Annotated in this window: 8 protein-coding genes; all 8 read left to right on the forward strand. The window is 38.6% G+C overall.

Annotated elements, in window-relative coordinates; genetic code table 11:
- The first annotated feature begins 583 nt into the window (after positions 1 to 583).
- Positions 584 to 1,714 (forward strand): DUF3419 family protein, encoded by a 1,131-nt coding sequence (locus ACPZ3T_RS11755; protein ID WP_490276426.1) that lies wholly within the window; start codon positions 584 to 586, stop codon positions 1,712 to 1,714.
- 806 nt (positions 1,715 to 2,520) lie between these two features.
- On the forward strand, positions 2,521 to 3,561 hold the full coding sequence (locus tag ACPZ3T_RS11760) for a Rieske 2Fe-2S domain-containing protein (protein WP_490276428.1): 1,041 nt from the start codon (positions 2,521 to 2,523) through the stop codon (positions 3,559 to 3,561).
- Positions 3,562 to 3,564: 3 nt separating this feature from the next.
- The gene (locus ACPZ3T_RS11765) at positions 3,565 to 4,686 is read left to right on the forward strand and encodes an acyl-CoA dehydrogenase family protein (RefSeq protein ID WP_490276430.1); all 1,122 of its coding nucleotides are present in this window, start codon (positions 3,565 to 3,567) and stop codon (positions 4,684 to 4,686) included.
- Positions 4,687 to 4,749: 63 nt separating this feature from the next.
- On the forward strand, positions 4,750 to 6,840 hold the full coding sequence (locus ACPZ3T_RS11770; protein WP_490276432.1) for an AMP-binding protein: 2,091 nt from the start codon (positions 4,750 to 4,752) through the stop codon (positions 6,838 to 6,840).
- A gap of 121 nt (positions 6,841 to 6,961) precedes the next feature.
- Entirely contained in the window at positions 6,962 to 8,005 is a 1,044-nt protein-coding gene (locus tag ACPZ3T_RS11775; RefSeq protein WP_490276434.1) for a 3-oxoacyl-ACP synthase III family protein, read from the forward strand.
- Between the two features lie 273 nt (positions 8,006 to 8,278).
- Complete coding sequence (locus ACPZ3T_RS11780) at positions 8,279 to 10,897, forward strand: aminotransferase class III-fold pyridoxal phosphate-dependent enzyme (RefSeq protein ID WP_490276436.1); 2,619 nt, start codon at positions 8,279 to 8,281, stop codon at positions 10,895 to 10,897.
- A 214-nt stretch (positions 10,898 to 11,111) separates the two neighbouring features.
- Complete coding sequence (locus ACPZ3T_RS11785) at positions 11,112 to 12,572, forward strand: NAD(P)-binding domain-containing protein (RefSeq protein ID WP_490276438.1); 1,461 nt, start codon at positions 11,112 to 11,114, stop codon at positions 12,570 to 12,572.
- A 259-nt stretch (positions 12,573 to 12,831) separates the two neighbouring features.
- Positions 12,832 to 13,527 (forward strand): methyltransferase family protein, encoded by a 696-nt coding sequence (locus ACPZ3T_RS11790; protein ID WP_490276440.1) that lies wholly within the window; start codon positions 12,832 to 12,834, stop codon positions 13,525 to 13,527.
- Positions 13,528 to 13,529 lie beyond the last annotated feature (2 nt).

A 13,529-nucleotide genomic window follows, 5' to 3' on the forward strand; every position in this document is an offset into this window, starting at 1 on the left:
TGGTCGTATCAAGATTATACGTCCAACCTGCGTGATAATAACATAAACACTCTGGGAAACCAAGTAAAGTTTTTTATCTTATTTTATACAAACAGGAATGGGGAAGTCCGCATTGTTGTACATATGATATCATGTCACCTAGCGACAACTAAGATGGCAATTGCATACTGGCAACAGTCATTTCATCGGCTTTGTTATAGTATTTGTGGGATTGACACCCCACCAGGGTATGCGAGAAAAGTAGTTGACAGAACTAGCTGAGGCAGTTATAAGTTTTAGGTAATAAAACTGTAATTTACTCAAGTCCGAATAACTAGAACCCTAATCAAAACATTCTTAATGCAAGACCAATTGATACACAAATGGTCATGCTTATTCTCCATGCCGTGGTTGCAATAGTGCCAATCATGCTACCTCCTACCTAACCCAAACCCCTAGTGAAAGCACTCTTGGAATGGGAGAGGTTGATTATTGATATCTTGTCTGGCTCTTCTCAATTTCCAGAAGTCCCAAGATAGTACAGACAAATTCGCCAAAAGCTCCAAATCTAGAAGTAATCAAGCTAATCAAATAAGAAGGTTTTATGCCAAAATCTGCTCAAGAAAAGTGGATACTATACAGTACCTGCGATGAAGATTCCTACTCTGAGTTAAGAGCCTTAGAGATTACATCCAACGATAGAGTTCTTTGTGTAACGGGTAGCGGATGCCGAACTTTGAGCCTTCTGGCTTGCAATCCCAAACAATTAATCTCTGTAGATTACGCACCTGGTCAAAATTATTTACTCGAATTAAAGCTAGCAGCCATTCGTAGTTTGTCATACGATAAGCTGCTACAATTTTTTGGTGTAGAAGATTGTCGTCATCGCTGGGAAATATTTTGTTCGTTTGAAGATCAAATATCTCCTCAAGCATCTGCTTATTTTAGAGCCAATCGCTGGGCTATTGACACAGGAATTTTGTTTGCAGGTCGTCACGAATTATTTTACGTAAGATTTGTTGCGCCAGCAATGCGTCTACTCTTTGGTAGACAAATGAAGCAACTTGCTCACGCTGCCAATTTAGAAGAGCAGCGTGAAATTTACAATAAACATATCTCTGGTTTTCTCTGGCATTCGCTGATTCGTCTTGGTTTTTCACCCTTGTCTATTAGCCTCATTCTCAACGATCCTAAATATGTCGTGGAAATGAATGTGAATGTTGGTGATTACCTCATAGAACGATTGGATCATACTTTCAATCATCATTTAGTCAGGGATAATCACTGGACTAGTTTCATGTTCTACGGTAAGTATCTAGGAAAACGTTGCCTGCCTCACTTTTTACTAGAAGAAAATTATCATGCCATCCGTCAAGCAACTACAAAATTTGAGATTGTGACAGGCAATCTAATTGAATATATTCAGAAATTGCCAGCGCATTCAATCGATAAGTATTCACTATCAGATGTGACAAGCTGCATCAACACAGAAACTTTTAAAATTTTAATGCAGGAAGTCATTAGAACCAGTGAAAATCAAGGAAAATTATGCTATCGAAATTTCTTGAATAAGCAATTAATTCCATCTGATTTAGAAGATAATTTCCAGAGGGATACTGAGCTAAGTGCCTCACTTTATCATGATGACTTAGCCTTTGCTTATAGTTTTGAGGTGGCAGAGATTATCAAAACCAAAAAACAAGTTGAAGAAATGACAACAGCACAGCTTATGTGAGTTAAAGTAAAAAAGTTTGTGCATAAGATTAGAATTATTGATGAAAGCAATATCTAAAATCTGTGTGCAATCTAGGCAATTTTTAACTTACATAAGGCGTACAGTCATAGAACTTGCGCTTTGATAGAAAATACTCAAGATATATTGAGGTTAAACCTATATCTTTGTGTAAGCTGTTATAAATAGCTATATGCTACTTCCAGCTTCAAGGTAAAGGTTAATTCAATTAAACTTAATCATTGATGTAAATTAACAAAACAATATTTTGTTAACACATATCATGACAAATTTCTAAAAAGCGTAAGTCATCCGAGGATGTCTAAAAAGTATTAAAAAAGATATCAGCTATCACTGACTCAATTATAAGGGGTATAGTTTGGTATAACGCCGCACCAACATTTTTATAGCAATTAGTGTGGTGTTTTACTCTTGAATTTTAACCAACACCCAACACTGTTAAATATTTCTGAAATATTTCGGCTGATATCTCCTAGTATCTTTTGGAATGGTAATCTACAAATACCAAGTAGAACACCAAAAATTTTTAGACATCCTCTGATACCAATTCAAAATTCGCAATTCAAAATTGAGAAATCCATAATTCACAAAGGTTTCTGGTTTGGGATGTGTTGCAGAATTTTAGTGAATTGGTATCAATGGCTGAGATTTAGTTAGTCAATCAATTTTAGATTTTAGATTAAATATTATTCTGCCCACTTTGAAAGCGGATACTCTACCAAAAATATCCAAAATCTAAAATTCGCCGGATCTAAGATAACTCAAATAATATTCAGAGAGTCACAATTATGTGCTTGAATCGCAATATCAGAATCCACCCAATTCCTAATAGCTGGTATCGTGTTTGCTTTAGCAAAGACTTGCGTCCAGGAGAAGTTAAGCCACTGCGTTACTTTAACAAGGATATTGTCCTCTTTCGCACAGAAAGTGGTGAAGCGTGTATTTTTGATGCTCACTGTCGCCATTTAGGAGCGCACTTAGGTCATGGAGGAGAAGTAAAAGGGGAAGGCATCCAATGTCCTTACCACGGTTGGATTTGGGATAAAGGAGGACAGTGCAATCATGTTCCTTACCCTCACACCGGTTGTAATCCGAGCGTGAAAATGGGTAAATGGCCTGTTGCAGAACTCAATGGGACAATTTTTACTTACTACCACAGTGAAGGCAAAGCTCCTACTTGGGAAATGCCGATATTCCCTGAATTTTATGGTGGAGAGTGGGTATCTGCAATTCAAATATATAAACGCAACGTTAAATGTTCTATTCAAGAAATTGCCGAAAATAATTCAGATACAGCACATTTTAGCCATTTACATGGGGCAAGGTTTGGTAAAGTCCTGAGCGAATCTCTAGAATTAGACGGTTTGCTACGGACTCATATTGCATCTTATGAAGTGCAGATACCAATTATATCTAAATTGCTGGGGATCAACGAATTTCATACTACATATCAACAGTATGGATTAGGTTGCAATCGGAATCTTGTCTCGCTCAAAGCAAATGGCAAAACAGTCTTAGAATGGCGATTGGTTTGTATGCACACGCCGATTGATAAAGAAAATGCTGAGGCGTTATGTGTGACAAAACTGAAGAAATTCATTAATGTTCCCATCACCCGGTTCATCGTAGAACTACTGACCAAAAAAGCTTGTGAAGAAGTTGATAAAGATGCAATGGTTTGGGATCACAAAATCTTTCTGGAGAATCCCCCTCTCTACAAAGAAGAACATAGCATCACCCAATTCCGCGAATGGGTGAAACACTTTTACTCAGATTCAGAGCAACCGGAAAAGATATCATTCCCCACTACTTCTGGGAGCAACAACTAAACAATGAATTTTTTATCTAAAGAACGTGCGACTCTCGAACAATTCCTCCCTACTCTTGATGAGCAGTTGCAAGCAAAATCTCTGTTGGATTTGGAGAGTAAAGAGAGTCCAGCCCTAGAAATTTTTCGTCAACTTGGCGGCCCAGGATTACTTATTCCGCGTGAATATGGCGGGGCTGGTGTTACACCTTTACAACTCACTCATATTCAAAGAGCGATCGCTACTCGTTCACCTTCTTTAGCGATCGCTGCTAATATGCACCATTGTACAGTAGCAGCTTTGCTTGAAAGTATCGCTGATGAATCCGTTGCCGAGTTCATTCGCGCTATTGCAGAGAACAATCTCTATTTAGCTTCTGGCTTCGCTGAAGGTAAAACAGGTACAAGCATCTTGTTACCATCTATGAAGTGCCAGCGAGTATCCGATGGTTTAATAGTTAGTGGCAGCAAAAAGCCTTGTAGTTTATCCGCATCAATGGATTTTCTGACAGCAAGTGCCATGATTCCCGGTCAATCAGAAGACGGGGATCAGCTAGCATTAGTGATCATCCCCGCAGATTCACCAGGGATCGAACGTAAACCTTTCTGGAATACATGGGTACTTCAAGGTGCAGAAAGCGAGGAAGTAATTTTAAACGAAGTTTTTGTCCCGGAAGAATTTGTTTACTATTTGGGTAAACCAGAAGACTTAGGAAACATACTTGCAAAGGCCTTTATTTGGGTTGAGTTATTTTTATCAGCTTCTTACCTGGGTGCAGCTAGCAGCCTAGTTGAGCGGGTAATAGCACAAGGTAAAGGTACACCTACCGAGCGTGCATTCTTAGCCAGTGAAGTTGAAGCAGCAATGGCTGCATTGGAAGCTGTGGCACATTCAATTATGTTTGTTGGCAACACTGACACTGAAGTTGCACAGTCTTTATTTGTGCGTTATTCAGTCCAACGCGCTATAGAGCGAGTCACTGAAACATCCACAGAGTTATTAGGCGGCATAGCCTTTATTCGTTCCGAAGAAGTTGCTTATCTGCTAGCAGCTTCTAGAGCCTTGGCATTCCATCCCCCTTCACGGGTAAGTATGTCACCTTATTTAGATGACTATTTAGCAGGTAGTTCTTTAGTGATCCCTTAATTAAGTCAGACGTAAACTCGAAGTTCAGTTAAACATAACGAGTACTCAGTGCAAATAATTCCCATGAATCAGGTAATTACAACAATTACAAATAACAATTTTGTTAGCAGCAAAAGCTTCTCTAACTTGGTTGAACTTTTACGCTATAGAGCTTTACATCAACCAAATCAAACTGCCTTTACTTTTTTACAAGATGAAGAAGGGCTAGAGTCCAGTTTAACTTATCAACAACTAGATACTAAAGCTAGAGCGATCGCTATATATTTGCAGAATATATCAACACCAGGCGAGAGAGTTTTATTACTCTACCCACCAGGACTAGATTATATAGCCGCTTTTTTTGGATGTCTTTATGCTGACTTAATCGCCATTCCTCTTTATCCGCCGAGAAATAACCGTAATATGTCTCGGATTGAGTCAATTATGGCGGATTCACAAGCAAAAATTGCTTTAACAAATAATCAATGTTTGCTCAATGTCCAAACATTATTTAATCGTGGTGCTGATTTACAAAAACTGCAATGGTTAGCCACTGACCAAGTTGATGAAAACTTAGCTCATCAATGGCAGTCAAAATCAATTAGTAGTGTTGCTATTGCTTATCTTCAATACACATCTGGTTCTACTTCCACCCCTAAAGGTGTGATGATTAGCCATGAAAATGCTTTATGTAACTCAGCAGAAATAGCCACTTCCTGGAGAACAGGATCTGATAGCATTCTCGTGTCATGGCTACCTCACTTCCATGATTTCGGGCAAATCTACGGGGTGATTCAACCAGTTTACAATGGGTTTCCATGTATATTTATGTCACCTGCCGCATTTGTACAGAAACCTATTCGCTGGTTAAAAGCCATCTCTGACTACAAAGCTACTCACAGTGGCGCGCCCAATTTTGCTTATGATTTATGCACTGAAAAAATCAAACCAGAACAACGGGAAAATTTAGACCTGAGTAGTTGGGAAGTCACAGTCAATGGTGCAGAACCAGTCAGAAAGCAAACATTAAAAAAATTCTATCAAACTTTTGCACCTTATGGTTTCCGTTGGAGTACTTTCTACCCAGGTTATGGACTAGCAGAGGCAACACTGAAAGTATCATCTGCAAGAAAGAAAAATTCTCCCACCATTTTAAATGTGCAAGCTGATGCACTCTCTCAAAATTTAATTGTGGAAGCATCAGAAGACGACTTATTTGCTAAGGCGTTAGTTGGATGTGGTAGTAGTGTATTCAACACAAAAGTTGTAATTGTAGATCCTGAATCACTAACACAATGTCCAGCCAATCAAGTGGGTGAAATTTGGGTATCAGGTTCTAGTATTGCTGAGGGATATTGGGGAAGACCTGAAGAAACTCAACGCACATTCAAAGCTTATTTGAATGACACTGGAGAAGGGCCATTTTTGCGGACAGGCGACTTGGGTTTTCTCAAAGATGATGAATTATTTATCACAGGTCGAATTAAGGATTTGATTGTCATCCGGGGTAGCAATCACTATCCTCAAGATATCGAGCTAACAGTAGAACAAAGTCATCCGAGCTTACGTTCAGGATATAGTGCAGCTTTTGCTATTGAAAAGAACGATGAAGAAAAACTAGTTGTTATCTGTGAAATCGAGCGTAGTTACCTACGTAAAATTGACGCTGATGAAGTAATTCGAGCTATACGCAAAGCAATATCTCAAGCGCATGAATTAGACGTATATGCCATATTACTGCTAAAAACAGCCAGCATTCCTAAAACTTCTAGTGGCAAAATTCAACGTCAGGCTTGCCGTAATCAATTTTTAAATAATCAATTAGATGTGATCAGAGAATGGAAAGATCAGCCTCACAAACAACTAACAAATCCTGGTAATTCTCCCATGCAGAATAACTTATCCAATATTATTAAATTAGGTATTCAAGATTGGCTGATTGCTTGGATTGCTAAAGAAAGAAAGTTAGATATTAAAGACATCGACAGCAGTCAATCTCTAAATGATTACGGTCTTAATTCCTTGGATAGCATGAATTTGCTGGGAGATTTAGAAAATTGGCTCGGCTATTCCATTGTGCCTGATTGGTTGTGGGATTCTCCATCAATTGAAGCTTTAGCCTCTCAAATTGCTCAATCTCAAACCTTTGCTGCTGTTACTAAAGTTGCATCATAGCGGAATTATATAAATCCTCTCATTTTAGTAATTCTTGTTTTATTGCAGGAAGTTATTGAATAAATCCATAACTTCCTCCGATTAACCGCCAACAATTGTTGTCTTATTACCAGAAAATCCCATGAAAATTGAAGCTATTAAAGCCGCTTTGCCCACAAAGAAACTTACCAACGATGATATTTTGGCACTGGTTGAGGAATATAGTACACCGATATTTACAGGAGATTTAAAAACTACTTTAAATAAAATAAATTTTTTCCTCCGGTATTCAGGTTCAGATACCCGTTACTGGTTAGACAAAGATGAACGTCCCATTGATTTAGTCTCTCGTGCTTTTGAAGAAGCAATTACAGAAGCAAACTGCGACAAAAATGACATAGATTTACTAATTTATACAGGTATTGGTCGCGGATTCATTGAGCCAGCCGCAGCATACCACATTGCAGCTAGTCTAGGTTTGCAAAACGCTGAGTGTTTTGATATCCTCGACGCTTGTATGAGTTGGACTCGTGTGCTAAATATAGTCTATACACTGTTAAAAGGTGGTCGCTACAAACGCGCTTTAATTGTTAACGCAGAATGTAATATGCGTTTCGGTGGGCCAGTTTTTCCGACTGTCTTCCAATTGTCGAATGTGGAAGCTATTGAATGGTCTTTTCCAGCTTATACCTTGGGAGAAGCAGCGACAGCAACCATTGTTACCTATGATCCGGATCGAGAATGGGAATTTCATTTTAAATCTCGTCCAGACTTAGCAGATTTGTGTAACGTACCCTTAGATGGATACGAAGGTTACTGTACACCTTCTGAACGAATTGGTTTAAATGGCATTAACAAATTTACCTCTTTTGGAGTTGATTTACACGCCAACGCCTATGAAGAATCGATCAAGGTATTTAAGCTGTTAAAAGCTCCAATTGATCAAATTCGTGCCATCTTCCCTCATGCCTCCTCAAAAAGAGAATGGGACAAAGTTGCTGAAGCATTAGGCCTGAAGCATCTCATGTGGCATATTTATCCAACTTACGGCAATTTAGTCTCTGCTTCTATACCTACAGGCATCGCGTCAGCCATAGCAGCAGGAAAAATTCAGCGAGGAGATCGGGTTGCAGGTTTACTTGGCAGTGCAGGTATGTCGTTTGCAGCCTATTCCTTCGTCTATTAATTCCGAGGTAATTAAGTAGAACCGACTAAATAATTAAAGGTTTGTAGTGAGAACTTTAGTTCTCTCTGCGTTCTCTCCGTTCGCGGAGCGTGTCGTAGACAGACGCTCCGCGAACAAAGCAGGACTAAAGTCCTTACTACGAACTCTAGTATTTTCACATCATTTAACATAGTTTGGTTTTTCAAGTCGTTCTACTTAGAGGGCTATTGAGTCCTTCTACTTCCTTATCTTCTCGAAGAAGAAATAATTTCTTAACAAGAGGGTTAATAGTTAATGTTGTTGCAACTTTTAAAGTTTATTAGTGTAACTTTTATTTACCTGTGTGGATATTTTATTACTACTTTAGGTAGTAATAAAGAAGAGCGAGTCTTAAAACAAGGACAATGGATTTATCGTTATTTCCTGAAAATGGGGCCAGTCTACATCAAAATTGGCCAAATTTTAGCGACTCGTTCCGACTTGATTCCCCAAAATTGGGTAAAAATCTTACGAGAATTGCAAGATAATGTGCCTCATATGAATGAGGCTGATACCAGAAAAGTTATCACTAAAGATTTACCCCTGGCATTTGAAGAAGTTTTCAGCGAGTTTTCCTTTCAACCATTAGCAACTGGTTCAATTGCTCAAGTCCATAGTGCAACTTTATTAACTGGCCAAAAAGTAGCTGTTAAAGTTGTTAAGAAAAACGTTCGGCATCAACTTAAACAAAATCTCGATATTATTCAGTTATTCGTCAATATTCTCAACTTTCTCCTGCCTAGTGTACAAGAATTAGGCTTACCAAAGCGTCTGCAAGAATTGAGGGCTTTGTTGATTATTCAAGCAGACATGAAGCAGGAAGCCCAAAAGCAAGAAGCAGTATATACCAACTTTAAGAATCATCCCTATGTGAGAGTTCCGGCTGTAATTCAAGACCTTTCTACATCTAACTTATTGTTTATGGAGTTTGTAGAAGGAATCCCAGGGAAAGATGTACATAAAGTTGAATTAAAACGTAATCTGCTGGCGCAACGTTTTCAGGATACTATTTATACCATGCTATATATGCACGGTTTATGTCATGGTGATCCCCATCCTGGCAATGTGTTTTTTACCAAAGAAGGCGCAATTATCCTCTTAGACTATGGCATTACTGTGCAACTGAGTGAAGATGAAAAATGGGGATTATCATCTTTTTACTATGCTTGCACTCGCAAGGAATGGGACATAGCCGTAGAACGGTTTACCCAGCACTTCGTCACAGATAAAGACTACGTGTTACAAAACTGGAGTGAATACGCCCAGGAAATTGAGCAGGTTTTACAATATCACTTTGATGTTAATACAACTCAATGGTCAACAGTTAGTTATTTCCAAGATGTGAGTAAGGTATTGCGTAAATATCGGGCGCGGTACACAACTAATTTTACAAAAGTTGAATTAGTATTTTTATCTTGCGAAGGCTTTGCTACTCAAATTGATCCCAATATTGACATCTGGGAGAATGCGCGGAAGTTTACAGACCGTTACTCGCCTTATATTAGTCCAGAAGTCAGAGATACCTTTGATGCTTATTTCCAAAAAACTTCTCCTTCCTCTTTAGCAATGCGCGATCGCGCCAATAATTCCATTGTCGCACCTACTCACATTCACCGCTATTTTTTCCCCAGCACTTATCCAGTATTTGTCAAAAAGGCCTATGACAGTAAAGTTGAAGACTTTGATGGTAATGTTTTTGTAGATATATCCTGTGGTTATGGCCCTCATCTTTTAGGCTACGCCCATCCTGCTATTAACCAAGCACTTTCTGAATGCCTATCCAACGGATTTGTTAACGCCATTGGTTCAGAAGCCGAGTTAAGATTAGCAGAAATGTTGGTTGAAGCTTTACCGGGTGCAGAAAAAGCCATCCTCTCCAACTCAGGCACAGAATCAATTTTACAAGCTTTACGGCTGTGTCGGGCTTACAAAAAGAAAGATCGAATTGCAAAATTTGAGGGGCATTATCACGGCTTTTCCGATCAGGGAATGGTCAGTTCTTGGTTTCGCTTTACAGGAGAAAAGTTCGATCCTCAACCCATCGCAGGTACTCAAGGAAGTGACAGTGCCACAGTCAAAAATACTTTGATTTTGCAATATGGTCACACTGAAGGTTTAGAAAGACTGCGAAAAGAGGCATCTGAGTTAGCCTGTGTGATTTGCGAACCCATGCCTTCATTACTTGCTAATTATGACATTGAATTTCTCAGCAAACTCAGAGAAATATGTACAGAGTTTGACATCCCCCTAATCTTTGATGAAGTTGTTTCAGGATTTCGGGTAGCTTATGGCGGCGTACAAAATTTAGCAGGAATTTTCCCCGATTTGACTTGTTTAGGTAAAGTCATTGGTGGCGGACTTCCCTGTGGTGCAGTTGTAGGTAAACAGAAAATCATTGACATTGGTAGAAGTTCTCAAGACCCATTCTCAGACTATGAAAAGAAAGCCTTTGTTGGCGGAACAATGAGTGGGAACTCGATCACTTGTGTTGCTGGTACGGCTGCCTTAACTTATCTGAAAACCCATCCAGAAATATATGTGCAGTTGGAAGATAACACTAATTGGTTAGCCCAAAGATTACTAGAAATTGGCCGCTCTCACGGTGTACCCATCCAAGTGAAAGCAAATCGCTCTATTTTTTCCTTAACCTTTAGCCACAAACCTGCGAAATACTTCCGAGAAAAACAAGCTGGTAGTAATTTTAAAGTCAATCTGGCTCTAGCATATTATATGCGTAAACATGGCATTTATATGCCTGAACTCCACACCTTAATGTTGAGCGCAGCCCATACCCAAGAAGACCTAGATTTGATTTGTACTGCTTTTGATTTAAGTTTGCAGGAAATGATAGAAGATAGGTTCTTTACACTTTAATGAGTCGCTGGGAAAGAATAGCAAAAAATTAGCTAATACCAATTCTCTATAAAGTTGTGCCAAATAAATAATGTAGAGACGTTGCGTGCAACGTCTCTACAGTACAGAATAAAGTGCATCTATGGCTACGCCAGGCAAGCTACATCAAGAAACGGTATAACTTTCCTGACTTGTTCTTAATTGTTTGTTGATAAAAAAATACTGAGATAATTTTATGAGCTTGCTAAACTCCTCCCAAAATTCTCCTCGTAAATGTAGAGTTGCGGTGATTGGTGCTGGTGCTAGTGGTATTGCCACAGCAAAATGTTTGTTGGAAGATGGTCACGAACCAACTGTGTTTGAAAGAAGTGATCAAGTTGGTGGTGTTTGGGTATTTAATAATTCTCAAGGACGAGCTTTTAGTACAGTTCACTTTCAACACTCCAAGTATGTGAGTGTGTTTTCTGATTATCCTATGTCCTTGGAGTCGAGTGAATTTCCTCACCATACAGAAGTTCTGGAATATCTGAATGAATATGTAGATCACTTTGAAATTAGGAAGCATATCAAATTTAATACAACAGTCGAGAAAGTTGCTAAAACCAATGATGGCTGGGATGTGACTATCAGCTATACTGGGGGTCAATCTACCTTTAATTTTGATGCGATCGCTATTTGTAGCGGTATCTATAATGAAGCAAGATATCCAGATTTTCCCGGACAAGAAAAATTTAAAGGAATGATCATCCATTCCAAAGATTATAAAGAGCCTTCCATTTTTGCAGGCAAGAATGTTTTAATTCTCGGTAACGGCCCTAGCGGTGTAGATATTGCAGTTACAGCATCTTATGGTGCAAATAAAGCCATTTGGAGTTACCGTAAAAACCGTTGGTTACTGCCCAGATACTGCGAAAGAATACCTTTTGATTTTATTGTTACTCGCCTCAATAAACATATTCCTTTCCGTCACCAAATTTTATCTCTGGTTCACATTAAAAAGTTTTATCCCATTCTTTTAGATCATAAAGCTTGTGGTGTTAAGCCCAATGTTGGCCCAGAAAAATCCGGCCCTGTATTTAACGAAGATGCCTTAAATCGCATCCGTTTGGGAGCAATTAAAACGAAACCAAATATTGCACATTTTGAAGAAAATCGAGTTGTTTTTGAAGATGGCAGTAGCGAAGCAGTAGATATTGTTGTCTATGCCACAGGCTACCAAGTGAAAGTTCCTTTTATGGATGAATATTTAGGTGAAGACCATCAAAAAAACCTCAATCTTTATAAAATGGTATTTCCTCCAGAATTACCCAACTGTGGGTTTATTGGATTTGTCTACGGTAACGTTATATTTCCCACCTCTGAACTGCAAGCTAGGTGGTTTTCTAAAGTGATTTCTGGTGAACTGCAATTACCATCAAAAGCAGTTATGGAGGAGCAAATCAAAGAACACAGAAAACATCAAGAAGAAGGCTGGCTTGATAGTGCATACCGTAGCTTGCGGGTTTCTGCTTTTGATTACATGGATGACATTGCTAAAGAAATTAATGCTCTGCCTAAAATTTGGGAGAACTGGAAAGTTTTGAAAGAAATTTTCGCTGGGCCTATGCTTTCTACACAATACAGAATTAACGGACCTAATAAGTGGGAAGGTGCGGTTTCTTGGATTAAAAAAGTACCCCAGCTAGTCAAAAAGTAAGTGCATAAAAAAGCTTTGTAACTTCCCAATCAAAAATATCCAAACTGTAGGGTGCGTCAGTAAAATACAACCTCATTATACTCAGAAATGATTCATACTGACGCATCTTAAGCAATCATCAATTTTGGATAATTTATTTTTTGAAGTTAACTATAGCCTTTCTTATCCTAGTGATGTACAAGCCTTAATTAAACGCAGATAAACGCAGATAAACGCAGATTAGTAAACGCTCTAAAAACATCAAAAAGCTAAGTTTGGGATGATGAAAAACACACTTTTAACCATATTAAAAGCTATTGTGAGCTTACTAATATATGGCTTTTTGTTGATTGGTGTCCCGCTTTTAGGTTGGGGTATTGATGACTTGACAGAATTTTTGGCTCATCCAGTCAGAGTTATTTTCTTGTTGGGGGCAATTTTTATCAGCATTTTTTATGCCTGGTTTATGCCGAAAAATAATTTGCGTGATGGGGTAAAAGATGAATCGGTAACTCGCCAAAAAGTTGTTTTTGTGGTGAACATCATTTTTTACCTGATTATGTTTACCTTATTACCGTATTGCGATCGCCACAACCTCTGGCAAATTCAAGCCGATAATTCCTTAAGATATCTTGGGGTAGTAATTTTTGTGATTGGTCTGATCTTCTCAGCTTGGGGGCCACTACACCTTGGGCAACAATCTAGTTACACCTTAACTATTCAACAAGACCATAAATTAATCACAGATGGGCCATTTAGGTATATACGCCACCCTCGTTATTTGGGTTTGAGTCTTTGGATTTTAGGAGTTTCATTAATCTACTTATCAATAGTAGGTCTGGTGATTACTACGGTAGTTACCTTTTTGCTGACATTGCGAATTGATGATGAAGAAAACTTACTTCAGCAACAGTTCGGTCAAGAATGGCAAAAGTATTGTCAGCAAACAAAACGGATAATTCCTTTGATTTATTAAAG

The sequence above is a fragment of the Aliinostoc maniaoense genome (assembly GCF_058172895.1).